The sequence below is a fragment of the Algoriphagus sanaruensis genome, assembly GCF_001593605.1.
Classification (GTDB): Bacteria; Bacteroidota; Bacteroidia; order Cytophagales; family Cyclobacteriaceae; genus Algoriphagus; species Algoriphagus sanaruensis.
Genome location: NZ_CP012836.1, coordinates 2,920,315 through 2,946,187, shown reverse-complemented (window position 1 = coordinate 2,946,187; position 25,873 = coordinate 2,920,315). Strand labels below are relative to the sequence as shown.

Below are 25,873 nucleotides of genomic sequence, written 5' to 3'. Positions count from 1 at the left end.
TAGATTTCAAAACCAAAGAATTCCCAAAAGGGTGATGCCTAGACAGATCAAAGTGATCATGATCCAGCTTTTCCAAATGTAGGAAATCCAATCTTTATAGCTAAGTCCTCCTGCAGCAATGATCGCCATCATTCCACCATTGGTAGGGGTGAGCATATCCATGAGTGCTGCCGGAAGTTGGTAAGCCAAGACTGCAACTTGCCTGCTGATTCCCAAAAGTTCGGTAAGAGGAGCCGCCAATGGAATAGTAAGTACGGCTTGACCCGAAGTACTTGGGACGGGGATATGGATTAAAGCTTGACTGATAAACATTCCGGTAATTGCCAAGGCATTAGGAAGATTTTCCAATGGTGAAAATAGTCCTTGAATAATCGAATCGATGATCGCTCCTTTTTCCAAAATCAAATAAATACTTCTTGCTAAACCCACAATTACTCCTGCGAATATCATTTCTCCAAAACCTGATACATATAACCGAGCAGTTCCGTTAAGACCTTTTCCAGCGATAATTCCACAGGCCATTCCAATAACAAAAAATAAAGCTGACATTTCGGTATAGCTCCAATCCCACTGGATGATTCCGAAGGCCATCAATCCGAAACCTCCAAAGGCCAAAAAAAGAATCGAAATATCTCTTAAGGTTAAACTACTTGGTTTAAACTGTACATCCTGGGATGAAGGATTTGATTTTTTCCCTTGGATCAAATGAAAAGTAATCCATGAAAAAAGAATCAATCCCAAAGCTGTACTTCGAAATCCAAACCCGGAAAAGGGGATTACTTCCCCGATATTTTGGGCAAGCAAACCCACAAATGGATTGAAAGGGGAGAGTGCAGCCCCGATCATCGAAGAACCAAAAGTTATGGCGATAATACTCCTTAGGTCGTAATTGAGTTTGGTGGCTAAAAGAATTAAAATTGGGACCATGGGAATAATCTCCTCCTGCATCGATACTGCTGCCCCTCCAAAGGCAAAAACAACACCTAGGAGGTAAATCAAAATGAATTTCGAGCTCTTAAACCGAAAAAATAAATTCTCTATTCCTAATTGTAAGGCTCCTGTTTTTTCGACGATATAAAACGCTCCTCCAATGAATAAAATCAAAACCAAAATATCTGCTCCGGCGATGATTCCTTCAGGGATCGCAAGGAGGATGTCCTTTAAAGAAGGAGTGACATCTTCAATGGCATGAAAACTTCCCGGAACCACTACCTCTCTTCCAGATAGAGGATCAATGATTCGATCAAATTCCCCGGATGGAATTAAATAAACTCCTAAAGCGGCTAGTACAATAAACCCCAACAAAATAACCATGGGGTGAGGAAAGGAAAATTTCATGAAGGCTGAGTTAAAATTTGAAGAAGAGCTGATGCAATTTGAATTCTAAAATCAGCGTGGTCTCTAGAATTGGTGATTAGGAAAATACCCGTGTCCCAGTTTTTGGAAAAGAATAGAAATGCGCTAAATCCTCCCTGTTCTCCAAAATGACCGACATAAGTTTTTCCCCCAATTTTTATAGACTGAAAGCCTGCGGGAATTTCAGCGTCACCAGTAAGCCAGTCTAATTCATCGCTGAAATCACTCATTTCTCCACGGCTAAGATGAAGCATAAATTTAGACAGGTCTTCTGCGGAGGTGATCATTCCTGAGGAGGGGGAAGGCAATATGGGCAAATGGAAAGATTCTTTCTTGATTCTCCTCCAAGGAAATGCCGGACAATATCCTTGTGCAGGCACGGAAAGGCTGGTATTTTCTTCAAAATAAGTTTGTTCCATTCCGCCTTTTTCAAAAATACGACCTAAGGACAAGGAGTTGAATGAGGTTTTTGAAGACTTCTCAAGCAAATGACCCAATAGATCAAAGTTGATGTCCGCGTAATTTTTCTGATTCAAAGCGCCCGAAAAATCCAATTTCGAATTGCCGATTTGATCTAAAGGAAGGCTTTTCCTAGAACGAATCAATTGATTAAGGAGATTGGGAGACTTTAATCCGGAGGTATGGGTAAGCAGGTGGCCTAAGGTAATTTCCTTGCTTGGAATTGGGATTATTTTTTCAGCAGGCGTATGCAAATTCCAACCCTGTTCTAATCCATAATTCGCCACTGTAAGTGCAACAAATAGTTTGGATACCGATCCTACAGGTAGTTTAGAATCTAGTTTTAAAGAGTCTTTGGTCTCTAAATTTTGGTATCCAAAACTTTTCAGATAGCTAATTTCTCCCTCTGAGATAAGCCCTGCCGCAATTCCAGGAAGGGAATAAGAAACTAAACTCTGAATCAAGACTGAATCAATTTTTTCTGTTTGGCTCTCCGGGTGAGTTAAAGGCACTATTCTCACTTTGGGATAACTGGTCATCCATTCCCAAGCCAGAAAAATTCCGACCAAAAAAATCAGTCCATATACAGGATATGTGATTTTTTGGTTCATCGGGAATTAATTCAGAACGGGTTCTTTTGGATGAGTTATTGGCGTCTTCGAAACGTAAGATTTGGGAAGATGCTTTTTTAAGGCCTTGATAAATAGGTGATAATCTACCGTTATGGTATGTCTTGGCGTTGCTATTTGGTGATAGTGGGGATTGGTAACCTCTTGTTCACAAAGAGCCTTAATGTCCTTTGGACGATTCCATTTTCCAATAATTTCCTGAGCCATCAGTTTACTTTGAAGCTCAGCTCCAGGCCAGATACAACCCAAAGGCTGAAACATCCCAATGAAGTAAAGATTATCGATCTCCGGATGAAACATTTTCAAATAAAGAGGGACAGGGCCTGAGGAATAGTCAATAAAATCCTTGTCAAAAAATGGGTGTGTCAACCAATATCCTGTACAGGCAATAACAGCATCATATTCCTCTTTTTTTCCATCCTCAAACACGACATGATTTCCCTCAAATCGAGCGATGTCCATCCGGGGTTTGACTTTTCCATGGCGGATTTTGTGCATGAGTTCGTCATTGATGGTAGGGTGAGTCGACCCAAAGGGCTCCGTAATTGGACGTAAACCATATTTTTTATAGTCTCCCCAGTAAATTTTGAGAAGAATCTGATTGAAAAATGTCCGAAGTTTTAGTGGGAGCCATTTGGTGCCTTCGGCCACCACATCAGATGGCTTTCCAAAGAAAAATTTGGGGGCTATCCAATAGCCTCGTCTCCAAGAAATGGAAGTACTTGCAGAAACCCGACTTGTTTCCACTGCCACATCACAGGCTGAATTTCCTCCTCCAATCACCAAAACACGCTTTCCTTCGAAGGGCGCTGCTTTTTTAAAGGTGTGTGAATGTAAAAATTCTCCGGTAAACTCACCCGGGTAGGAAGGATACCTTGGTTTCCAATGGTGGCCATTGGCTACTGCCAAATGGGTAAAGGTTTCCACTCGCTCCTCTCCTTCTGTTTCAGTGGTAATAACCCACTCGAGAGGGCCTTTCCATTCGCAGCGTTTGACTAGGGTATTAAATCTGATAAAAGGATAAAGATTAAACTTTCTCGCATAGGCTTGAAAGTAATTTCTTAGCACCTCATGGGATGGATAGTCTGGAGTTTCGGGGTCAAATTCTTCGAAAGGAAAGTCCTCATACTGAGAAAGCGTCTTGGATGAAATGATATGGGTAGTTTCAAAAACCGAAGAATGGCTTTCCTTTTCGGAATAAATCCAGTTTCCTCCTACATTTTCATTTCGATCGAAGGCAATTGCATCAATACCTTGATCTAGTAAATTCTTTAATGCAGTGATTCCAGAAGGTCCTGCGCCTATTACAGCTACGCGGTAATTCATGAGTTAAATTGGGTTTTGGGGAATAGTCTGTTTGGATTAGGAACAGATTTTCGTTTTAATCTACTAAGAAAATTGAAAATTCAATTTTTTGAAATTTGAAAGTGCCTCATTATTAAGCCTTGGACTTGTATGGTTCTAAAGGAATTCTTAATCAGTTTTCCCAAGAATTAGGGACTTAAATTTTTCCATTCCAGAGGTAGCATTTTCCTGAATCAAATGAAGATTTCTAGCTAGGTAATTCGAAGGTGCGACAGGGTCAATGAGAAATTTTTGTGCGGTAGTGGGTACATAGTCAATCAGACTGGCTGCGGGATAGACTTGAAGAGAGGTACCTATTACCAAAAAAAAATCCGCGGTTTTAACCAAATTGATGGCAGGTAACATCATGGGGACAGCTTCTCCAAACCACACGATAAATGGACGAAGTTGACTTCCTTTCTCGCATTTGTCTCCCTCTTTGATTTCCCAATGATCGAGGTTATAAATCAATTTTGGGTCAAGTGAACTTTGTGCTTTATTGAGCTCTCCATGGAGGTGGAGGACTTGGGAAGATCCCGCTCGCTCATGAAGATCATCGACGTTTTGGGTGATAATATGAACCTCAAAGTAGGATTCTAATTCCGCTAATAATTGATGAGCTAAGTTGGGTTGGCATTCTCGGGCCTGCTTTCGACGCTGATTGTAAAATTCAAGAACTAATTGCCGATTTCTTCTCCATCCTTCTGGAGAAGCTACTTCCATAACGTCGTGATTTTCCCAAAGTCCATTACTATCTCGAAAGGTTCGAATGCCACTTTCCGCTGATACTCCGGCACCTGATAGCACAATTAATTTTTTCATGGATTTGGTCTGGCCCATATTTTTTTTTGAAAAATAGGCTCAAATGTTTAAAAAAAATAACAGCGAAATTCGGATCGGAACAATTCCCTTCTGTTACTGGAATTGGTCTAAAAAATATTTTTTAAATACAATTTTGTTTTTTTCAAACTTTCAATCTGAGATTATTAGAAAATCTTAAGTTATTCTTCGAATAAAAATATTTTATCAGGATGGATTTTGACTATAGGAAAATATGGTTGAAGTAAATACATTCCGAAAAATTTTAACCAAATACACCTTATGAGAAAAATTTATTCTGTGCTGTCTTTTTCCGCCCTACTTGGGATGGCAGCCTCCTGTTCGGATGTTCTGGAAAATGATTCTTTGACTACCGATGCTATTGAGCGAGTAGTTAATCAAGAATTTGTCCCGGGACAATTGTTGATTAAATACCGAACAGCAAATCAAGGATCTAGGATTTCCCAAGATTTGCTAGCGATGATTCAAGCTTCAGTGGTGGAGGAAATTAAAACTCCCACCATGGTAGATGCTTTGGCAAGAAAAGGTGGCGCATCTGGTGATTTGCTCTTGGTGGAAAGTAAATTGGGTACTTTGGAGGCCATCGAGCGCTTGAAAAACATGCCTGAAGTGGAATATGCTGAGCCTAATTGGATCTACCAGCATGCAGCAACTTCCAATGATCCCTATTTTACCAATGGATCACTTTGGGGAATGGGAGCTGGAGTAAGTTCTTTTGGTTCTGGTGCAAATACCGCATGGGCGGCTGGTAAAACAGGGTCAAACACGGTTTACGTCGGAATTATTGATGAAGGCTACATGTATACCCATGAAGATTTGGCCCCAAATGCAGGCGTAAATCCAGGAGAAATAGCTAATAACGGAGTGGATGATGATGGAAATGGTTATGTAGATGATGTGTATGGATGGGATTTTGCAGGAAATAACAATACGGTTTTTGATGGAACTGCTGATGACCATGGAACTCACGTAGCCGGTACGATTGGTGGTGTAGGTGGCAATGGAAAAGGAGTTGCGGGTGTAGTTTGGAATGTAAAATTACTTAGCGCTAAATTCTTGGGTTCCAGAGGTGGAACAACCGCTAACGCAATTAAAGCTGTTGATTATTTTACTGATCTCAAAAACAGCCAAGGTTTAAATATTGTGGCTACTAACAATTCTTGGGGTGGTGGAGGCTATTCTCAGGCATTAAAGGATGCTATTGATAGAGCTAATGCTGCAGGAATTTTATTTATCGCTGCTGCAGGTAACTCAGGTACAAACAATGATGCTACTGCCAGTTATCCTTCAGGATATACTTCTGAAAATATAATTGCAGTTGCTTCGATTACAAGTACTGGTGATTTATCTTCCTTTTCTCAATATGGAGCCAATACCGTAGATATTGGAGCGCCTGGTTCGGGTATTTGGTCCACGGTTCCAAAAGCTTCTGGTAAAGGAAAAACAGCAACGATTGGTTCTGGATATGCAAGTTACAATGGAACATCCATGGCCACCCCTCATGTAACTGGAGCGGCAGCGCTTTATGCTTCTGAAAATCCAGGTGCATCAGCAGCCCAAATCAAAGCTGCAATTTTAGGTTCTGCTACTCCAACTCCTTCTCTTGCAGGTACAACGGTAACGGGTGGTCGCCTGAATGTTTCTGGATTCTAATCTCTAAGATTCTATAAAATGAAAAGGGCTTTCGATCTGAAAGCCCTTTTTTGTTATTTCTTCTTTGCTGGAAACTTGCCTTTTTTCTTTCCGGCATCCGGTTGAGATTCTATAATCTCAATAGTTTCGGCATAGGTGAGTTCCTCGGCAACTTTTCCTTTTGGAATTTTAAAGTTGTTTTTTCCAAACTTGATATAAGGGCCCCATCGACCATTTAGAATCTGAATTTCAGCGTTTTCCTCAAATGATTTGATGTGTTTATTGGCATCGGCTTCTCGTTTGGCTAGAATCAGCTGAATGCCTTCTTCTTCGGTAATGGATAATGGGTCTTGGCCTTTTTGTAAGGAATAGAAAGCATTGTCATGTCGGATGTAAGGACCAAATCGACCAATTGCAGCAGTCATTTTTTTGTCTTCGAAGTATCCAACCTCTCGTGGAAGTTTGAATAATTCCAAAGCATCTTCCATGGAGACATTTTCGATGAATTGGCCTTTTTTCAAACTGGCGAATTGCTTGTCTTCATCCTCATTTTCACCGATTTGAACTAGCGGGCCAAATCTTCCCAGTCGTGCATATACGTTTCGACCAGATTCAGGATGTTGACCAATTAGCCGGCTGGTATTGACGTCTTGACGGGAAACCTGTTCCGTTTCCTCGACACTATGATGGAATTTTCCATAGAATCCATCAATCATATCCTGCCAGTCCTGTCCACCAGCTGCAATCTCGTCAAACTCCTTTTCTACTTTGGCAGTGAAATTAAAGTCGATGACATTGGGAAAATGCTCCACTAAGAAGTCATTTACCACCATGGCCATGTTGGTAGGGAAAAGCTTGTTTTTCTCTGCACCAGTCGTTTCGGTCTTGGTGGTTTCTTTGAATTGACCTCCATTGATCACCATCTCGATGTAAGATCTTTGGGTGCCTTCACGAGCTTCTTTTACGACATATTCCCGTTTCTGAATCGTGGAAATAGTAGGTGCATAGGTGGACGGACGACCAATTCCCAATTCTTCTAGTTTTTTGACCAATGAAGCTTCGGTATATCTTGGCGCAGGACGGCTGAATGTTTCTCTACCTTTCATTTCTTTGAGGTGGAGCGATTGGTTCAGTTGAAGTGGAGGTAATAATGATTTACTTCCATCTTCCTCCTCTTCTGGCTCATCGTCGGTGTCTTCCAAATAGACTTTCAAAAATCCTTCAAATCGGATGATTTCTCCGGTTGCAGTGAGATGCTGGGTATTATTGGAAATCTGAATGGTAACAATGGTGCGTTCGAGTTCGGCATCTGCCATTTGGGAAGCGATTGCCCGTTTCCAAATCAGTTCATACAAGCGTTGCTCATTTCGATCAGCGCTGATTTGACTAACCGAAAAATCCGTAGGTCGGATCGCCTCGTGAGCTTCCTGAGCACTTTCGTTCTTCGTTGAAAACTGTCTTGATTTATGGTATTGAGCACCGTAAGAGTTTTCAATGGCATTTTTAGCAGCGGCCAACGCATCCTGAGATAAATTGGTGCTGTCCGTACGCATGTAGGTGATTTTCCCAGCTTCGTAAAGCTTTTGAGCTACCGACATGGTCTGGGCTACGGAAAAGTATAGTTTACGCGAAGCCTCTTGTTGTAAGGTTGAGGTTGTGAAAGGAGGTGCTGGTGTTTTTTTAACCGGCTTTTTCTCCAAATTCCCAACCGAAAAAGTAGCCTGAAGACAGGATTTTAAGAATTCTTCTGCTTCTGCTTTGGTTTCGAATTTCTTTGGTAGTTCGGCCTGAAACGATTTACCATCTGCTTCAAATAAGGCCGTAATTCTATATGAAGATTTCGATTTGTGAGCTTCAATTTCTCGTTCTCTCTCCACGATTAGGCGAACGGCTACAGATTGAACTCTGCCTGCTGAAAGTCCGGTTTTGATTTTTTTCCAGAGAATAGGAGAAAGCTCAAAGCCCACCAACCTGTCTAAAATTCTTCGGGCTTGTTGAGCATTTACCAAGTCATAGTCAATTCCTCGTGGGTTTTCAATGGCTCTTGTAATTGCATTTTTGGTGATTTCTCGAAATACAATTCGCTTGGTATTTTCATCATTGAGCTTTAAAACCTCTTTCAAATGCCATGAAATAGCTTCTCCTTCTCGGTCATCGTCACTTGCCAGATAAACTGTCTCGGCATCTTTAGCCAGAGATTTCAAGTTTTTGATGACTTCTTTTTTATCTGGGGTGACTTCGTAAGTCGGTTTGAATCGGTTTTTAATGTCGATCGCTTTATCACCTTTGGGTAAATCCCTCACGTGTCCATAGCTGGATACTACTTTGTAATCTTTTCCCAAATACCCTTCGATGGTCTTTGCCTTGGCGGGTGATTCGACGATGACTAGATTTTTTGACATAAAAAAAACGTTTTACGAGCGATAGTGCCGTTTTTGTGAGGCTAAAAATAGAGGGCGTTATTTTCTCCTCCAAATAATAAAAAAATCAGATTGTTAACTTTGGATAGATTTTTGATCAATTTGCATCAGTTTTTAACCTAATAATGACCAAATGAAAAAGTTGATTGTTTTAAGGCATGGTGAAGCCGGTTTTTCAAATGGATTGGATTTTCAGCGTCAACTAACTCAAAAAGGGAAATCAGCCCTTGAACAATTAGGTAAAGTAATCTCAGAAAAAAACATTTCTGTTGATTTTATGTATTGTTCACCTGCTACTCGAACTCGAGAAACAGCCCAAATCATGGGTGATTTTTTGGAAATCCATGACCAAAAATATTCCATGGAGATCTATGATGGACACTTGGAATCTTTAATTCACCTTCTGGAAAAGACTTCAAATGCAGTAGAAACCTGTCTTTTGGTCGGACATAATCCAACTATTAGTCTGTTGGTGTCTCATATTTCCGATGGGGACTATGTAGGACTTCAACCAGGAATGATGGCTATTTTAGAATTGCACGTCTCAGACTGGGCCATGGTAGGTCATGGCACAGGTTCTTTGGTAGAAATTTTACATTGATTACTTCACCGTATCAAGCACCTTCTCCAAGGTGTATTTTGGTGTTCCTCCTTTTTGAGTAGCTACAAATCCTCCTAGTTTGCAGGCGAAATCAAGGATTTCCTCAGGCGATTTTTCCTCGAGATAAGTTTTTATAAATCCGCTCAAAAATGCATCTCCAGCCCCGATGGAATCTTGAAAGGCAACTTTATATCCAGGATGCTCTATGATTTTTCCTTTCTGATAGATGACAGCACCTTTTGCACCTCGAGTAATGCAGATGATCTCCATCGGGAAATGCTGATCCAAGTGAGCACAAAGACTTTCTATGGTGGGTTCTGTTCCGAAATAATCTGCAAAAACTTCTAATTCATCTTCATTGATTTTTAGAATATCTGCAAAGCCGAGTAAAGTTTCAATGATCTCGAAATCGTAGAAAGGAGGGCGAAGATTAGCATCAAAAATCCGTAATGTAGGGTGGTGGAGAAGTTGGATCAAGGTTTTTAAACTTTCCTGATTTCTCACTCCTAATGTGCCAAAAACAAAAGCATCCGCCTCTTCCACAGCTTGATCTAATTCCTTATTCCAATGGATGTAATCCCATGCCACAGGTGAGACAATGGTGTATTTTATGTTTTCAGGATCAGAGGTGTCCACTAGGACTTTTGAGGTCTCATGATCAGTATTGGTCTGAATCAAGTCTAATGGAAGATTGAATTCTTGGAGGAATGCAATTAGTTTTTCGCCGTCTTCATCGGCACCCACTGCAGAAATCAACCTCGAATTGAGACCTAATTGATGTAGATTGAGGGCTACATTCATAGGCGCTCCTCCAGCCACAGGGCCAGTAGGAAGGCAATCCCAAAGCATTTCTCCAAATATTACGACGTGATCACGCATGGTTTTTATGTAAGTCTTGTTGAATTTCTTCCAAAGATCGGCCTTTGGTTTCCGGCATTTTGAACATGACCCAGATTAATTGCAGGATCATCATCGCGCAGAAAAAGGCGAAAATATAGCCTGGGCCGAAATTATTGGCAAAGAAAGGAAATACGTTAGCAATCAAAGCTGCCAAAATCCAATGGGTAAACGAACCCAACGATTGGCCCGAGGCACGAAGTTCATTGGGGAACATCTCAGCAATGAAAACCCAGATCACTGACCCTTGGCCTACGGCATGAGAAGCGATGAAGCCAAAAACAAAAATGGGAAGCCAAAATGCAGGGATTCCAGGCCCCAGGAAATTATAAGCCATTAGGGTCAAGGATATAATGTATCCAAACGACCCGATATACATCAGTTTTTTTCGACCCAATCGATCAATCAAATAAAGTCCCAAGAAGGTGGCTATCAGATTGGTCAACCCTATTCCAATCGTTGAAATCAAGGCGTTTTCTGTAGAAATACCAGCCATTTCAAAGATTCGAGGAGCGAAATAGATAATAGCGTTGATTCCAGATACCTGATTAAAAAATGCAATCATAACTGCCAGCATAGTGCTTGAGAAAAATCTAGGACTGAACAAAGCTCCAAAACCTGATTTTTGTTTGATGCTTTTTTCTTCTTCGATCGCCAACCGGATGGCTTCATCGACTCCATCTGGATCTGTTCGGGTGAGGATTTCTCTTGCCTTTTGTTGATCGTTGAATTTTGCGATTAACCAGCGAGGGCTTTCAGGAATACTGAAAATCATGACACTGTAAATCAATGCAGGTAACGCCTCTACACCCAGCATCCATCTCCAGTCCTCCGGCATATCGGCAGTTCCAATTAGGTAGTTGGACACATAAGCCATGACAATACCAAATACAATGTTGAATTGATAGAGTGCGACCAAAAGACCACGATTTTTAGCGGGCGCAATTTCGGAAATGTACATTGGGGCCACTACAGAAGAGGCTCCCACACCTAAGCCACCTAAGAATCTGAAAAATGTAAAGGAGGTAACATCCCATGCTAATCCTGAACCAAGCGCTGAAACGAAATAGAATAAACCAATCCAAAGTAAACTTTTCTTTCTTCCGAATCGATCAGCTGGAATTCCACCAAATAGAGCCCCAATAACGGTTCCATAAAGTGCCGAAGCAATTGCCAAACCATGGGTCCAATCACTCAATTTCCAGATTTCTTGGATATCTCGTTCTGCTCCGGAAATTACCGCAGTATCAAAGCCAAATAAAAAGCCGCCTAGTGCGGCTGTGATCGAAACGAAAAACGCGTAATTCTTGGAGGACATGGATGAGTTTGGGTCTAATGCATTACTAAACTAAGGAGAAGGTTTATATTTCAAAATACTTAACTAAGTCTGGGGAACAAGGAGCATAAAATCAATCGATTTCCGGTCCGAATTTTTTTCTTAATGACCAAATAAAATTCTGTTTTTACGTGATTGGGAAATCCCGCACAGGCTAAATTCCTTATATTCGCAGGCACAAGAAGCGAACCTTTTTGTGCTCATTAAGTACCCTTTTGAGAATACATACCCAAAGTCATGACTTTACCAACTGAGATTTACAAACCCAAAAACCACATTCGGATCGTAACAGCCGCATCCCTTTTCGACGGTCACGATGCTGCTATTAATATTATGCGAAGAATCATTCAAGCTACTGGCTGCGAAGTGATTCATCTTGGGCATAATAGATCTGTTCAGGAGATTGTCGAATGCGCAATTCAAGAAGACGTACAGGCAATCGCGATCACTTCCTATCAAGGAGGTCACGTGGAGTTTTTTAAATATATGTATGATTTGCTCCATGAAAAAGGTGCGGGTCATATCAAGATTTTTGGAGGGGGAGGGGGAACCATCCTGCCGGAAGAAATCAAAGAACTGCATGGTTACGGAATTACCCGAATCTATTCTCCTGATGATGGCCGAGCGATGGGCTTGCAAGGGATGATCAACGACTTGGTGTCTTCTTGTGATTTTCCAGTTGGAGATCAGGTTTCAGCTGATTTGGTCTTGAATAAAAGTGAAAAGAGCAGCGTGGCTCGAGCTATTTCTGCATTTGAAAACTTCCCTGAGCAATCAGCCAATCTTTTGGAAAAAATCCGAAAGGCTAGTCAAAATAGTAAGACCCCTGTATTGGGAATCACCGGAACTGGCGGTGCAGGGAAATCATCCCTCGTTGACGAATTGGTTAGAAGATTTATCATTGACTTTGAGGACAAAAACCTCGCAATCATTTCAGTAGATCCATCCAAGCGAAAGACGGGAGGAGCACTTTTAGGTGATCGAATCCGCATGAATTCAATCAATCATCCCCGCGTGTTTATGCGTTCCTTGGCAACTCGTCAATCCAATTTGGCACTTTCCAAGTACGTTCAGGATGCAGTAGATACAGTGAAAGCTGCGGGGTTTGATCTGGTGATTTTGGAAACTTCCGGGATTGGTCAGTCTGACACGGAGATTATCGAGCATTCAGATATTTCCCTCTATGTAATGACTCCTGAATATGGTGCAGCCTCTCAGTTGGAAAAGATCGATATGTTGGACTTTGCGGATGTAATCGCACTCAATAAGTTCGACAAACGTGGCGCACTTGATGCCATCCGAGATGTAAAGAAGCAATACAAGCGTAATCACAATCTCTGGGATATTGCCGATGAGGATATTCCGGTGTTTGGTACCATAGCTTCTCAGTTTAATGACCCGGGAATGAATCAGCTGTACCGAGCGATCATTGGAAAAGTCAATGAGAAATTCGCTGGTTTGGAGAGTTCTTTTGAACTCACCGCCGGTACTTCTGAAAAAATCTACATTATCCCGCCTGCTCGTACACGTTATCTAAGCGAGATTACCGAGATCAACCGCAACTATGATAAATGGGTAGAGGAGCAAAAGGAAATTGCCCAGCAACTCTATTCTATCCAAAAGTCTATTGAGGCAATTCAATCGACCAAGGTTGATGACAAGGATCGTCTCATCAAAGAACTACAGGAAGTTTATTCCCAAGTAGAACTCAATTTAGATCCAAAAAACAAAAAGTGGCTCGAAGAATGGCCTGCTGAGGCAGCTCGCTATTCGGATGATTTTTATGTGTTTAAAGTCCGAGACAAAGAACTTAAAGTCAAGACGTATACCACTTCTTTGGCTAATTCGCGAATTCCAAAAGTAGCTCTTCCTAAGTATGAGGCTTGGGGAGAATTGCTCAAATGGGGCTTGAGGGAAAATGTGCCTGGACAGTTTCCATACACTTCCGGTGTATTTCCATTCAAGCGGGAAGGGGAAGATCCCACCCGAATGTTTGCAGGAGAGGGTGGACCTGAGCGAACAAACAAGCGCTTCCATTATGTGTCCAAGTCCATGCCTGCAAAGCGACTTTCCACGGCTTTTGACTCGGTTACTTTGTATGGCGAAGACCCAGATTATCGTCCTGATATCTATGGCAAAATCGGTAATTCTGGAGTCAATGTCTGTTGCTTGGACGATGCCAAGAAGTTGTATTCAGGATTCAACCTTGTCGATCCGATGACATCCGTTTCGATGACGATCAATGGACCTGCGGCTACGATGACTGCTTTTTTCATGAATGCAGCTATTGACCAGCAATGTGAAGTGTACATCAAAGCCAATGGATTGGAAGCTGAGGTGGACGCCAAGATTGAAACGATTTATCAAGAAAAAGGACTTCCAAGACCTCGATACAATGCTCCGATACCTGAAGGAAACGATGGTTTAGGCTTAATGCTTTTGGGTGTGACAGGAGATCAAGTACTCCCAAAAGAGATATATGAAAAAATCAAATCCGACACGATTTCTAAAGTAAGAGGAACTGTGCAGGCCGATATTCTCAAAGAGGATCAGGCACAAAACACCTGTATTTTCTCGACAGAATTTTCACTTCGTTTGATGGGCGATGTGCAACAGTATTTTATCGATAACAAAGTCAGAAACTTCTATTCTGTTTCCATTTCCGGATATCATATTGCTGAGGCTGGTGCAAATCCGATCACACAGTTGGCATTGACACTTTCAAATGGATTCACTTACGTGGAATATTATGTGAGTCGAGGAATGAACATCAACGACTTTGCGCCAAATCTTTCCTTTTTCTTCTCCAATGGCATCGATCCTGAGTATTCGGTCATTGGCCGAGTGGCGAGAAGAATTTGGGCGAAAGCTATGAAGCTGAAGTACAATGGAAATGAGCGATCTCAGATGCTCAAGTACCATATCCAGACTTCTGGTCGATCTCTGCATGCCCAGGAAATCGACTTTAATGATATCCGAACGACACTCCAAGCTTTGTATGCGATATACGACAACTGTAATTCGCTTCACACCAATGCGTATGATGAGGCGATCACTACTCCGACTGAAGCTTCAGTTCGTCGGGCAATGGCTATCCAGTTGATTATCAATAAAGAATTGGGATTAGCGAAAAACGAAAATCCACTTCAAGGATCCTTTATTATCGAAGAGTTGACTGACTTGGTAGAAGAAGCCGTGTATGTGGAATTTGACCGAATCACGGAACGAGGAGGTGTCTTAGGAGCGATGGAGACCATGTATCAGCGTGGCAAAATTCAGGAGGAAAGCTTGCACTATGAAATGCTCAAACATACCGGTGAGTATCCGATCATCGGGGTGAATACTTTCTTATCGAGTGAAGGTTCTCCGACAGTCACTCCAGGTGAAGTCATTCGCGCTACCATTGAGGAAAAAGAGGCACAAATCACAACCTTGAGGAACCTTCATTTAGCTTACGCAGGTTTAGAAAAAGATCAACTGATGTCTTTGCAAAAGGCTGCGATCCGTAATGAAAATGTTTTCGAAAGACTTATGGAGGCAGCTAAATATTGTTCCTTAGGTCAAATCACCAATGCCTTATATGAGGTTGGTGGGCAGTATAGAAGGAATATGTAATCTAGCTGGAAGAGGGGAGACAGAAGGTGTGAGGTGTCGGAATTCGGATATATGATTTCGGAAATATTGAATTACAAGTCTCTCGTAATTTGAAATAGGTTTTTCCTAAAAAAAATATTGTCTGTGCTTAATCTTGGAGTAAAAGTTTCGGTTTTAAAAAATCCGAAATCCGAAATCAAAATTCCGACATCAAAAATGTTGTAAATCGTAATTCAAAAATCGTCAATACAAATGGCAAACAAACGTAATGTCACTGTCCGCATGAAGGCAGATTTGGAATATGAGTCCCGTAATCCGCAGGGAAATCTGGTCAATATCGATATGTATGATCCCGAGCATAAGCATGCGCAATCTCCGATGGATTTGCTGCTTTCTGCACTTGGAGGGTGTGCGTCTGTGGATGCGGTGTTGATGATGAAGAAAAAGCGAAGAGAGATTGTGGATTTTTTTGTGGAGGTAGAGGGTATCCGAAATGATGGAGTACCTGCCTTTTATACTGATATCGAGCTGAAATTCGTTTTGGTTTCTCCTAATGCTACGGAGGAAGAATTTTCAAAAGTAGTGGCGCTATCCGTAGAGAAATACTGCTCTGTGGCCTCTTCCCTAAAGTCCAATATTACCTTCAATTCGGAAGTTAGAAGGCCAGAATGAGAGTCGTAAAGGAAATGGTTCGAGAGGAAATTCGGGTGAGTATTTTCTCTTGGAACAATAAGTATATCATCAAATATGAACTTGGCCCGATGGAGCAGACATTCAAGCTGAGTGAAATGGATGTATTGGACGAGGCGGATTTGGAAGTGTTCTTCGAAGGAGATTTTTTTCAAGAAGTAAAAGGGCGGTTTGATGAGATGGGTAAATCTTTTCGAGCCCAACTAGATATTCTTTAACTTCCAAAAGTTATCTTTCCGAGGCGATGAGATATGTTTTGATTTTCGTTTTAGGTGTCCTTTTATCATCCTGTCAATCTCAAACAGAGGATAGGCAATCTTCCTTGGATTTATTGGATGAATTGATTCTGGAGATGGAGCGTCAAGGAGAGGTAATGAGTATGGCGATGGATACCCTAGCGCATATCTACGAAATGCGAATTAATAACAGGGATTCCCTTTTAAGCCATTCCGATCCTAACCGATATGTCTTCGATGGGCCTTTTTCGATAAATCAAAGGATGGAGGATACCATCTTTAGTAGTTTGATTATTTTGACTACTACCCCTGATTTAAAGAAAGCTCAGGAAGAGGTGGTTATGACCAATTTTCTGGATGAGGAGTTCAGAAAATTTTATAGTAAGAATAAGCTAGTTACTCAGATTTATTCCAATTCATCCAATCAGGTAAGTCGGGTTTTTCCTTCTTATGATGCTAAAAATATTGTCGATCCTACCATAGATGTAACCCAATTCAATTTTTTCTATGAAGCAGATCGGATCCACAATCCAAGCAAAGGTTTGGTTTGGATCCCAGATGCCTATATAGATCCTGCAGGCAAAGGCTGGATTTTGTCTTTGGTTCATCCGATTTATGAAAAAGACTCTCTTTTTGCGGTATTGGGAGTCGATTTTACGGTAGATGATATCATTAACGCCTACTTAGAAAAATATGATGGGCAATATTTATTAGTCAATAGAAAAGGAGATATCGTCGCAGGAAAATCAGGAGCAATTGAAGCGATTAGTATGCCTCCTCTCAAGAATCATGTCTATCGGGAAACGGTCCGTTCAGTTAATTTTCGGGTGTCGGATTTTAATCTATTCAACAGTAAAAGTGAAGAGGTGAGGACAATGGCTAAGGATTTTTTGATGAATAATAAGGATGAGTTTTTTTTCAAAAAAGAAAACTCACTGATAAAGGCTTATTGTAGGCCATTTCAAAGCATTGATTGGTTCTTAATTGAAATTGTTCCCAAATATTAATGATGGCTAAGAAAAGTACTCGTCCCAACTTAAAACTGCTGACCTCCCTTGGTATAGGTTTGGTTGTTTCTGTTTTGGGATTAGGGATCAGTTTTTTCTTTGCCATTTATCGGGCCCAGATTGATTCGAGACAAGAATTTTTAACGCAACAGACAGCACTTGCTTCAAGGGGACTAGAGGTAGAATTGGAGAGATTTCAAACAGAGGTCCAATCTTATTTTTCGTATTTGAATAGTCTGAAAACCAACCAAGAGGGATTTGATCAATCCTTAAATCAGAGTTCAAGACGTTTATTCAATATGTTTCCTCAACTCATTGATACACTATGGGTTAAAGTAGGAGAGGAAACGGTTTCATTTTCCATGACTCCGAGAAATGATTTCATAGCGGAGACTTCATCGATCAATTTTAGAGAAGACTTGCGTCCTGATCAATATTTTATAGCAGAAGAAAAATCTGAGGTTCAATTGATTTTTTCACTCAATATTCAAGTCTTTACCAAGGAATTCGTTTCAAATTTTTATCTCAACCCGGGAGGTAAAAAGTTTCTGATCTCTCATGCTGAATTACAAGATTTGAATCCGGGAGGAGTTGGAACAATTGAGCTTGATGAATCTGACTTTCAAAGAATTGTCAATGATGTGGAGATTGGCTTAAAGGGCACTTATCAAGTCAGCTGGAAAGAGCTTAATGGTCCACAGGTTCAAGGCGTTTTGGTGCAATATCCCTTATCGTTTGATTTGGTAAGGGGGCGCTCTTCTTTGATTTTTTTGATTCCGACAGAAAGCTTGACGTCAGGGATTTACTCCACTTATATTTTCTTCTTTGTGGGTATTGTCATCTTACTGGGACTAACTGTTGTCTTTTTTCTGGTTTCCTTATTCAATAACATTAATTCCAAAAAGGAAATCGAATCCAATCTCCAAAAGATTTCGGGTCTATTTGATCAGCAAAACTTGTTGTTGAAAGAACTTCGTGGGTTTGTGTTTTTTATTGACTCTGCGTTTAAAGTGTCCCATGTAAGCGAAGAGTTCGAATCGATTACCGGACTTTCAATTGATCAATTCATCCAAACATTTTCGAGTAAGTCACATCAGTCTTCCTTAAGTCAGATTAAAGGAAAAATGGAAGCTGCGATCAAGGATCAAAAGCAACATGTGAATCTTGAATTTGACTTCGAGAAAAATCAAGCTTTAAAAATCAGATTAAGGGTTTTTGTAAAATTGATGTATCTGGAGGGAAGGCTTCAAGGGGCTTTGGGGATTGCAACAGATATTACTTCTCAATATTTGTCCCAACAAAAAATCCTAGCCAATGAAGTCAGTCTTCGAAACCTGATAAAGAGCATTCCGGATAGTATCATTATTTATTCTAACGATGGTGAAATATTGGATTTGAGTCTCCAGGGACCAGACGAATCCAGAGATATGATCCGTTTGTCATTGGGTAAAAATCTTCAGGAACTTGTAGATATAGATCAAGGGAAGGAGCTTTGGGAAAACTTTCAAAAGGCCAGAAAGACAGGTAAAATTCAAACTTCGACGGTATTTTGGAAAAATAATTCAGGCTCACCGAGACATTTTGAGGTTCGATTTTTCCCCTTGGATGAAAATCAGATGATGTCAATTTCGAAAGACATCACTTCCCAAAAAATATGGGAAAAGGGTTTAGTGGAGGCTATGGAAGCTGCTGATCAAGCGAGTAGGGCAAAATCTCAATTTTTGGCCAACATGAGTCATGAAATCCGGACTCCTATGAATGGACTTTTGGGGATTATTGATCTCTTGGAAAACACTCCAATGAATCCCATTCAAAAGCAGTATGTGGATATAATCAAAAATTCAGGAAGTTCATTATTGGCGATAATCCGAGATATTTTGGATTATTCTAAAATTGAGTCGGGATCGGTAGAGATTCAAAATGAATTGTTCAATCCAAGCCTAGAACTTCAGTCTCAAGTTGAAATATTACATGCTCTCGCGAAGAAGAAAGACATTGAAGTAAAAGTCAATGCATCCAAAGAAACCAGCGAACTTTTCGTCCAATCGGATCGGGATAAAATCAACCAAATAATTCTCAATCTACTCAGCAATGCAATCAAATTTACTCCTGATCATGGGAAGGTTGAGGCAATTTTGGAGGTAGAAGGAATTGAGGATGAAATGTGCCAATTGATTTATCGAATTAAAGATTCGGGAATTGGGATTGCCTCTGAAAATATTGAAAAGCTTACTGAGCCATTTTTTCAAGTGGAAAGCTCAAATTCCAGATCCTTTCAAGGAACTGGTTTGGGCTTAGCAATAGCTAAAAGAATGGTTGACTTAATGGGAGGGGAGTTTGAAATCCAAAGCGAAGTAGGAAAAGGTTCTGTATTTAGTTTCTCGATTTGGGTGAAAAAGGAAGTTGCTCCCAAAGAATCCATTGAGAAGAAAAAAATCACCTGGAAAGAGATGAAAGAAATGGGGACGATTTTCCCATTGAAAATTCTTTTGGTAGAAGACAATGAACTCAATCTTCAATTAATGCGAATGATGTTTGAGCAATTGGGATTTCAGTTTGATGTTGCTAAAAACGGATTGGAAGCTTTGGAAATGGTAGACGCCAAATCCTATGATGTGGTGCTTATGGATGTGCAGATGCCATTGATGAATGGATTGGAGGCCACCAAGAAAATCCGTGAAAATCCCAAGAATAAAAATCTGGTGATCATTGGTCTTTCTGCAAATGTCTTTGAAGATGACCAATTGCGTGCTCGAGCTGCTGGAATGGATGACTACATTACCAAGCCGATTCGATTAGTCATCATCGCCGAGAAATTAGAGTTTTATTACCTCAAACTTCGAGAAGAAGGAAATATCAGTGCATAAAAAAACCGGACGAAAATCCGGTTTTTGGTTTTATAAGGAGGTATTGATATCGAAGGCTTCCAGATAATCAGCGACTTTTCGAACAAACATGCCTCCCAAAGCTCCATCAACTACCCGGTGGTCATAGGAGTGAGAGAGAAACATTTTGTGTCTAATCGCAATGACATCTCCAGTAGGCGTCTCAATTACGGCAGGTTTTTTTACGATGGCACCAACTGCAAGAATCGCAACCTGAGGCTGAGGAATGATCGGTGTGCCCATGACGTTTCCAAATGAACCTACATTTGATACCGTATAGGTTCCTCCGGTTACTTCATCAGCCGTCAGCTTATTGGCTCTAGCTCGTGCTGCGAGATCATTTACTTTTTTAGAAATCCCCACCAAATTCAGTTGATCAGCATTCTTAATCACTGGAACGATCAGGTTTCCAGAAGGAAGTGCTGCTGCCATCCCGATATTGATGTCCTTTTTCTTGATGATTTTATCGCCCTCTACCGAAATATTAATCATTGGAAAATCACGAATTGCTTTCGCAACAGCATTAATGAAAAATGGTGTAAAGGTGATTCCTTCACCATATTTTTTTCGATATTCTTCTTTATGCTTTTCTCTCCAAAGCACAATATTGGTCATATCTGCCTCTACAAAAGAGGTAACATGTGCAGATATTCTTTTGGATTCAACCATACGCTGCGCAATGATTTTGCGCATTCGATCCATTTCGATGATCTCATCTGAAGCTGCCATGCTTGCTTGAACTTTCGGCTGCTCAGTAATTGACGGTGATTTGCTTGGTGAAATGGAAGGTGCTTCGGTTCGATTTTTCAAATAATCCAACATGTCCTGCTTGGTGACCCGACCTTCTTTGCCAGTACCTGGGATTTTAGAAAGTTCAGTGGAGGAAATTCCTTCTTCTTTTGCGATACTTTTCACCAGGGGAGAATAAAATCTTCCGTCTTCGGAGCTCATTTCATCCATGGATCCTACTTCTAAAATCGCTTGGGTATTAGCAGGTGCAAGTGCAATCAATTCCTCTTTGGGACTTGACTCAGTTTCTACTTTAGGTGCCACTGAAGTGGATCCTTCACCTTCAATTTCAATGATCGCGATAGGGGCCCCTACAGCTACTACATCACCCTCTTTGGCTAGAATTTTCTTAAGAACTCCGCCGTGGGTGGCGGGAACCTCTGTGTCTACTTTGTCGGTGGCTACTTCTAGGACAGACTCGTCCTGCTCAATAGTGTCACCTTCTTTTTTTAGCCAGGTAAGGATGGTGCCTTCTATGATACTTTCGCCCATTTTGGGCATCAGCATTTCTACACTTGCCATATCGATTCTGGTAATTAAATTGGGTTTATATTCAAGTTTTAAAATTAAATTTTATTGAATACCTACCCAAACCATTATGGTAAAATTTTATTTGTCTTTTTCGTTAAAGCAAATTCTCAAAAGATTCAAAACAGAAACGCCAGTCAACTGAATGTTGATCAATCGTTCCTGAGTAAGTTGAAGTTTGCGTGTTTCTACAAATCCTTCACCCGCGCAGGCAATCCACACCGTGCCTACTGGTTTTTCTTCACTTCCTCCATCAGGTCCCGCAATTCCCGTACTTGCCAATCCGAAATCCGATCCGAATAGTTTACGGACACCGATCGCCATTTCTGTTGCGGTCTCTTCGCTAACTGCTCCATGAGACTGAAGTGTTTCTGAGGAAACATTCAGAATAGCTGATTTGAATTGATTGTGATATGGAATCACAGCGCCTTGAAAATAAGTAGAGCTTCCCGGAATGCTCGTCACTAGATGAGAAATATAACCACCCGAGCAACTTTCGGCTAAAGCTAAAGTTTTCCCAGCGTTCTTCAAAAGTTTGCCTATCGCAGTCTCTAAGGTTTCCTCGTCATATCCATAAATGTATTTTTCGATCAAAGGAAATACCGCGTCAATTTGGGTTTGAACTTCTTCAATAAGCAGATTCTTATCTTTTCCAAAAGCAGTAAGTCTAAGTTTTACATGTCCCAGAGAGGGTAAATAAGCGAGTCGGATATGTTCAGGGAGTGCATTTTCCCAATCTTTTATCAAATCCGCCAACCAGCTTTCTCCAATCCCAACCGTTTTAATCACTTTGTGATAAATGATGGGAAGGTCAAATCGCTTAGGCAACTCCGGAAGTACAAAATCCTTCATGAGTTTTTTCATTTCATGAGGGACTCCAGGCATGGACATCCAATAAGTGCCATTTTTTTCAAACCACATCCCCGGGGCTGTTCCCACTTCATTTGGAATATAGGTGCAACAGGAGGGAAGGTGACCTTGAAGAATATTCAGCTGAGTCATTTCCCTTCCTCTTCGTCTGAAAAATGAGGTGACTGCCTCTACAGCTTCTGGAAACTCGATAATCTCACATCCAAAATACTCTGCCAGAAGCGGCTTGGTCAAGTCGTCTTGAGTTGGTCCCAATCCTCCCGTGATCAAAATAATATCTGCACGTTTTTCAGCTTCTGAAAAGGCAGCAAGAATATCGGTTCTATTATCACCTACGGTCGTTTTCCGAACCACTTTTACTCCCAGGAGGTCTAGTTCTTGACTAATCCAATGCGAATTGGTATCCATGATTTGCCCATAGAGCAATTCATCTCCTATGGCAATTATTTCAGCTTTTACAAGTTGCATGAAGAGTGATAGATTATCTGACGTTTGCTTTGGTAAGTATTTTGGAAAATAGGCTAGGGAAAAATCGCTTCAAATAAACCGCATAGGTTTCTTTTCCTCCGATATAAACCTCTTGTTTTTTCCGAACGATGGCTTGGAAGATTTCTTCAGCACAGGCTTCAGGACTCATTCCTTTTGCTTGTGCATCGTCCATTTGGCCTAGAGGCTTTCCATCTCCTGTGAGCGCATTGATAGAAACTTGTGTGCGGATAAATCCAGGGCAAATCATTGTAACCAAAATATGGTCTCGGTGATGTTCCGCTCTTAGCGTGTCAAAGAATCCATGCAAAGCATGTTTTGAAGCTGCGTAAGAGGATCGATAAGGCGAAGCAAACTTCCCAACCAAAGAGGTGATAACTGCAAATTGCCCAGTTTTGCGGGTGATAAAATGCGGTAGGAGGGCTTTTGTCAGAGCAACTGTTCCGAAATAATTGACCTCCATGAGTTTGCGATCCACCTCAAGCTGAGTTTCCTGGATGAGAGATCGTTGACTGATTCCTCCATTGTGAAGCATGATGTCAATTTTCCCGAAAAAGCCAATTGCATCTTTAACCTTAGATTCCATACTGTCAGAATCGGAAAGGTCCAAAGGAAGAACTCTGACCAAATCTGGATTTGTACAGGATTCAGCCACTCGGTTGAGTTCTTTTTCATTTCGAGATGAAATTACGAGAGCATAACCTTCAGCCGAAAATTTTCGAGCTGCAGCTTCACCAATTCCAGACGATGCACCTGTAATCCAAATGACGGGGTGATTCATTTCCTTATTTTTTTTTATAGTTCACAAAGGAGTAGGCGAATTCATTTTTTTCATCTTGAGGGAAACTCTCTCGATGAGTTTCTTTCCAAATGTCCAAGTTGATTTCCGGAAAGAATGTATCTCCTTCAGGATTTGCTTCTACTTCGGTGATTTCAAGTTCATCGCATAGGTCAATGGATTCTCGATAAACCTGTCCACCTCCGATTACAAAAAGTTTTTCTACCCCGATTTTATTGCAAAAAATAATTGCTTCTTCCAAAGCCGAAAACTTAAAATGGCCTTCTGGAAGTTGAAGTTCAGGGGATTTTGAAATCACCAAATGAGTTCGATTGGGTAGAAGCCTTCCCAGCGATTCAAAGGTTTTTCGGCCCATCAAAATATGATGACCAGTGGTGAGATTTTTAAAGCGTTTGAGATCAGCGGATAAGCTCCAGATCAGTTGGTTGTCTTTGCCAATCACTCGATTTTTGGCAACGGCAGCAATGAGAATGATTTTCACGGGTCTCTAAAGTTTGCCCTGAATTTACCAGACTTTGAGACAAAAAATGAAAAAGGAGGCAATTTCTGCCTCCTCGGTTGATTATCTTCCTCCTGCCATTAGGTTGGGATAGTTGGACATTTGAATTGTTCTAGGTTGATTTGGCTCCAGTTGAATCACTTCCATATGGGTTACCGATCCATCATTGTCGGTAAAAGTCATTTCCATAAAAGTACCTTCCGGAGCATTTGAAAACATGGATTGATATCTGTCCATAGTTTTATTTGAAACCATGGGATTGGATTGAGGAGAAAACATAGAAATACCTGAAATAGGTTTTTCAGTTACCCAATAGATTCCTTTTCCATCTTCGGTGGTGATTAGATACTCTTCACAGGTATATCCCAATATTGTTTTGGTTTTTCCTGTTTTGGTTAACGTGTAGGAATTGTCTGCTACTTGAGTTTCGACTTCCTGATCCACTTGGTCCTGCATTTTGTCAAAGTCCATTTTCATGGCTATGCTGGATTTATTCCCATCCTCTTCCATTAAAATAACCACAGCTTGGTTTTGGGTATCCATAATTGTCGTGGTTGCAGTTCCTTTTGATTTTGGGTCCTCAAACTGCATGGCCATAAGTTGGGGATCTTTGGTCATGAGGTATTTGATTTGGGCAGGATCTTCGGATTTCCCTTTCTTATCGGTAGAAATTACCTGCATCACCATAAATCCTTCAAATGAATAAGAAGAAGCTGTCTTTGCGGGTTGAAACATTCCATCCAACATGCCTGAAAGAGGATTTTCGCTTGATGAATTGTTTTTTGGAGTTACTGCATTTTGGGCAGCGTTTTGAGCTGCATTTTGAATCTTTTTCAAAAGCTGTGCTTGGGAGGTTTGATTGATTGCAAAAGCGATTAAAATCAATCCCGTTAAAACTGTTTTTTTCATAACAATAGAGGTTAAAAGTCTCCTCAATTTGTGAAAAATGAGGTGGATAGTAAACATTCTGAATAGAAAAGATTATGCTAAGTGTCTGATTTTCTACCTTTTTATTTTAAAAAAAAAGGGCTTAAAGTTTAAGCCCTCGGAGTAATTCATCAATTTTCATTCGCTTTTTGCCTTCCAATTGGAGTTCGATAATTTCCAAACTTCCTTCTCCACATTGAAATCGTAAGAAAGACTTTCCATCACTTTCCCATTGTCCGACTTCCTTATTCAAAAGTGGTTCGGAGTTTACCTTTGACTTAAAAACTTTACAGGTTTTTCCTTGGAATTCCATCCAAGCGGCAGGATAGGGCGAAAGTCCACGAATAAGGTTGTGGATTGATTCAGCGGAATGTGAAAAATCAATCTTGCAGGTTTCTTTAAAAATCTTCGGCGCATGATGGAGGGCTTTACTTTCATCCTGAGGTAAAGGTGCCACTTCGTCTTTTGCAATTGCCTCAACCGTTCGAAGCACTAAATCCGAACCGATATTCATTAATTTTTCATAGACCGAGCCTAAGTCGTCTTCTGGAAGAATGGCAACTTTCTCCTGAAAAATAATACTCCCTGTGTCTATCTCATGCTTTAGAAAAAAGGTAGTAACTCCGGTTTCGGTTTCTCCATTGATAATCGCCCAATTGATCGGGGCGGCTCCTCGATAATCTGGAAGGAGGGAAGCGTGAAGGTTGAAAGTGCCAAGTGGAGGCATATTCCAAACTGATTCGGGAAGCATTCTGAAAGCTACCACGATCTGAAGATCTGCCTTCAAGTCTCTTAGCTCTTGCTGAAATTCCGGATTTTTGAGGTTAGTGGGTTGGAGGATATGGAGTCCAAGTCGCTCGGCAGCTTCTTTTACTGGAGAACCTACCAATTTTTGTCCCCGACCTTGGGGTTTATCCGGCGCGGTGATGACACCGACTACATTCCAGCCCGCTTCAACCAGTTTTTCTAGTGCGGGTACTGCAAACTCCGGAGTACCCATATAGATGATTCGTAATTCCTCTTTAGACTTCACTTCTTTATTCGACATT

General features: G+C 40.9%; 19 protein-coding genes and 1 pseudogene. 7 read left to right on the top strand and 13 right to left on the bottom strand.

Annotation, left to right across the window (positions count from 1 at the left end):
- Positions 1-6 precede the first annotated feature (6 nt).
- The 4 genes from AO498_RS12940 to AO498_RS12925 all read right to left on the bottom strand — a co-directional run bounded on the left by AO498_RS12940 (position 7) and on the right by AO498_RS12925 (position 4,610).
- On the bottom strand, positions 7-1,338 hold the full coding sequence (locus tag AO498_RS12940) for a YfcC family protein (protein ID WP_067548393.1): 1,332 nt from the start codon (positions 1,336-1,338) through the stop codon (positions 7-9).
- Positions 1,335-2,426 carry a serine hydrolase domain-containing protein gene (locus AO498_RS12935; protein ID WP_067548390.1) on the bottom strand — a complete coding sequence of 364 codons (1,092 nt, stop codon included), beginning with the start codon at positions 2,424-2,426 and terminating at the stop codon, positions 1,335-1,337. The genes AO498_RS12940 and AO498_RS12935 overlap by 4 nt, the downstream gene beginning before the upstream one ends.
- A 6-nt stretch (positions 2,427-2,432) precedes the next feature.
- Positions 2,433-3,770, bottom strand: a complete 1,338-nt coding sequence (locus AO498_RS12930) for a flavin-containing monooxygenase (RefSeq protein ID WP_067548387.1) — start codon at positions 3,768-3,770, stop codon at positions 2,433-2,435.
- A 147-nt stretch (positions 3,771-3,917) separates the two neighbouring features.
- A complete protein-coding gene (locus tag AO498_RS12925) occupies positions 3,918-4,610 on the bottom strand; it encodes an SIR2 family NAD-dependent protein deacylase (RefSeq protein WP_067550488.1) in 693 nt (230 codons plus the stop codon).
- 279 nt (positions 4,611-4,889) lie between these two features.
- Between AO498_RS12925 and AO498_RS12920 the strand changes: the two genes are divergently transcribed.
- On the top strand, positions 4,890-6,281 hold the full coding sequence (locus AO498_RS12920; protein WP_067548384.1) for a S8 family peptidase: 1,392 nt from the start codon (positions 4,890-4,892) through the stop codon (positions 6,279-6,281).
- Positions 6,282-6,334: 53 nt separating this feature from the next.
- On the opposite strand, the gene topA is transcribed toward AO498_RS12920, so the two are convergent.
- Positions 6,335-8,662 carry a type I DNA topoisomerase gene (topA, locus tag AO498_RS12915; protein WP_067548381.1) on the bottom strand — a complete coding sequence of 776 codons (2,328 nt, stop codon included), beginning with the start codon at positions 8,660-8,662 and terminating at the stop codon, positions 6,335-6,337.
- A 151-nt stretch (positions 8,663-8,813) separates the two neighbouring features.
- Here topA and AO498_RS12910 point away from each other — a divergent pair, with 151 nt between their 5' ends.
- On the top strand, positions 8,814-9,281 hold the full coding sequence (locus tag AO498_RS12910) for a SixA phosphatase family protein (protein WP_067548378.1): 468 nt from the start codon (positions 8,814-8,816) through the stop codon (positions 9,279-9,281).
- On the opposite strand, the gene AO498_RS12905 is transcribed toward AO498_RS12910, so the two are convergent.
- Together AO498_RS12905 and AO498_RS12900 are read right to left on the bottom strand one after the other, a co-directional pair.
- Positions 9,282-10,160: a carbohydrate kinase family protein gene (locus AO498_RS12905; protein ID WP_067548375.1), complete on the bottom strand. Its 879-nt coding sequence runs from the start codon at positions 10,158-10,160 to the stop codon at positions 9,282-9,284. It abuts the gene before it with no gap.
- Positions 10,153-11,499: pseudogene (locus AO498_RS12900) on the bottom strand (sugar porter family MFS transporter); the annotation flags it as partial. The gene AO498_RS12905 and the pseudogene AO498_RS12900, both read right to left, overlap by 8 nt.
- Positions 11,500-11,751: 252 nt before the next feature.
- Here AO498_RS12900 and AO498_RS12895 point away from each other — a divergent pair.
- The 5 genes from AO498_RS12895 to AO498_RS12875 all read left to right on the top strand — a co-directional run bounded on the left by AO498_RS12895 (position 11,752) and on the right by AO498_RS12875 (position 19,908).
- Entirely contained in the window at positions 11,752-15,129 is a 3,378-nt protein-coding gene (locus AO498_RS12895; RefSeq protein WP_067548369.1) for a methylmalonyl-CoA mutase family protein, read from the top strand.
- 231 nt (positions 15,130-15,360) lie between these two features.
- Positions 15,361-15,780, top strand: coding sequence for an OsmC family protein (locus tag AO498_RS12890; protein WP_236778599.1), 420 nt, complete (start codon positions 15,361-15,363; stop codon positions 15,778-15,780).
- A complete protein-coding gene (locus AO498_RS12885) occupies positions 15,777-16,016 on the top strand; it encodes a hypothetical protein (RefSeq protein WP_067548366.1) in 240 nt (79 codons plus the stop codon). Before AO498_RS12890 ends, AO498_RS12885 begins: the two co-directional genes overlap by 4 nt.
- A 26-nt stretch (positions 16,017-16,042) precedes the next feature.
- A complete protein-coding gene (locus AO498_RS12880; protein ID WP_067548363.1) occupies positions 16,043-17,041 on the top strand; it encodes a cache domain-containing protein in 999 nt (332 codons plus the stop codon).
- Between the two features lie 2 nt (positions 17,042-17,043).
- Positions 17,044-19,908, top strand: coding sequence for a PAS domain-containing hybrid sensor histidine kinase/response regulator (locus tag AO498_RS12875; protein WP_192842560.1), 2,865 nt, complete (start codon positions 17,044-17,046; stop codon positions 19,906-19,908).
- Between the two features lie 30 nt (positions 19,909-19,938).
- Here the strand turns inward: AO498_RS12875 and AO498_RS12870 are convergent, their stop codons facing one another.
- The 6 genes from AO498_RS12870 to fmt form a co-directional block, all read right to left on the bottom strand.
- A complete protein-coding gene (locus AO498_RS12870) occupies positions 19,939-21,237 on the bottom strand; it encodes a dihydrolipoamide acetyltransferase family protein (RefSeq protein ID WP_067548356.1) in 1,299 nt (432 codons plus the stop codon).
- Positions 21,238-21,324: 87 nt separating this feature from the next.
- The gene (locus AO498_RS12865) at positions 21,325-22,581 is read right to left on the bottom strand and encodes a competence/damage-inducible protein A (protein WP_067548353.1); all 1,257 of its coding nucleotides are present in this window, start codon (positions 22,579-22,581) and stop codon (positions 21,325-21,327) included.
- A 13-nt stretch (positions 22,582-22,594) separates the two neighbouring features.
- Entirely contained in the window at positions 22,595-23,380 is a 786-nt protein-coding gene (locus AO498_RS12860) for an SDR family oxidoreductase (protein ID WP_067548350.1), read from the bottom strand.
- Between the two features lie 4 nt (positions 23,381-23,384).
- The gene (locus AO498_RS12855) at positions 23,385-23,879 is read right to left on the bottom strand and encodes a dihydrofolate reductase (RefSeq protein ID WP_067548347.1); all 495 of its coding nucleotides are present in this window, start codon (positions 23,877-23,879) and stop codon (positions 23,385-23,387) included.
- 81 nt (positions 23,880-23,960) lie between these two features.
- A complete protein-coding gene (locus AO498_RS12850) occupies positions 23,961-24,806 on the bottom strand; it encodes a DUF4412 domain-containing protein (RefSeq protein ID WP_067548344.1) in 846 nt (281 codons plus the stop codon).
- 121 nt (positions 24,807-24,927) lie between these two features.
- On the bottom strand, positions 24,928-25,872 hold the full coding sequence (fmt, locus tag AO498_RS12845) for a methionyl-tRNA formyltransferase (protein ID WP_067548341.1): 945 nt from the start codon (positions 25,870-25,872) through the stop codon (positions 24,928-24,930).
- Between the last annotated feature and the right edge of the window lies 1 nt (position 25,873).

Coding starts and splice junctions, on each gene's coding strand:
- AO498_RS12865 (WP_067548353.1), bottom strand. CDS start 22,581: ATGCAACTTGTAAAAGCTGAAATAATTGCCATAGGAGATGAATTGCTC.
- AO498_RS12930 (WP_067548387.1), bottom strand. CDS start 3,770: ATGAATTACCGCGTAGCTGTAATAGGCGCAGGACCTTCTGGAATCACT.
- AO498_RS12880 (WP_067548363.1), top strand. CDS start 16,043: ATGAGATATGTTTTGATTTTCGTTTTAGGTGTCCTTTTATCATCCTGT.
- fmt (WP_067548341.1), bottom strand. CDS start 25,872: ATGTCGAATAAAGAAGTGAAGTCTAAAGAGGAATTACGAATCATCTAT.
- AO498_RS12920 (WP_067548384.1), top strand. CDS start 4,890: ATGAGAAAAATTTATTCTGTGCTGTCTTTTTCCGCCCTACTTGGGATG.
- topA (WP_067548381.1), bottom strand. CDS start 8,662: ATGTCAAAAAATCTAGTCATCGTCGAATCACCCGCCAAGGCAAAGACC.
- AO498_RS12910 (WP_067548378.1), top strand. CDS start 8,814: ATGAAAAAGTTGATTGTTTTAAGGCATGGTGAAGCCGGTTTTTCAAAT.
- AO498_RS12940 (WP_067548393.1), bottom strand. CDS start 1,338: ATGAAATTTTCCTTTCCTCACCCCATGGTTATTTTGTTGGGGTTTATT.
- AO498_RS12870 (WP_067548356.1), bottom strand. CDS start 21,237: ATGGCAAGTGTAGAAATGCTGATGCCCAAAATGGGCGAAAGTATCATA.
- AO498_RS12895 (WP_067548369.1), top strand. CDS start 11,752: ATGACTTTACCAACTGAGATTTACAAACCCAAAAACCACATTCGGATC.
- AO498_RS12875 (WP_192842560.1), top strand. CDS start 17,044: ATGGCTAAGAAAAGTACTCGTCCCAACTTAAAACTGCTGACCTCCCTT.
- AO498_RS12885 (WP_067548366.1), top strand. CDS start 15,777: ATGAGAGTCGTAAAGGAAATGGTTCGAGAGGAAATTCGGGTGAGTATT.
- AO498_RS12890 (WP_236778599.1), top strand. CDS start 15,361: ATGGCAAACAAACGTAATGTCACTGTCCGCATGAAGGCAGATTTGGAA.
- AO498_RS12905 (WP_067548375.1), bottom strand. CDS start 10,160: ATGCGTGATCACGTCGTAATATTTGGAGAAATGCTTTGGGATTGCCTT.
- AO498_RS12935 (WP_067548390.1), bottom strand. CDS start 2,426: ATGAACCAAAAAATCACATATCCTGTATATGGACTGATTTTTTTGGTC.
- AO498_RS12850 (WP_067548344.1), bottom strand. CDS start 24,806: ATGAAAAAAACAGTTTTAACGGGATTGATTTTAATCGCTTTTGCAATC.
- AO498_RS12925 (WP_067550488.1), bottom strand. CDS start 4,610: ATGAAAAAATTAATTGTGCTATCAGGTGCCGGAGTATCAGCGGAAAGT.
- AO498_RS12860 (WP_067548350.1), bottom strand. CDS start 23,380: ATGAATCACCCCGTCATTTGGATTACAGGTGCATCGTCTGGAATTGGT.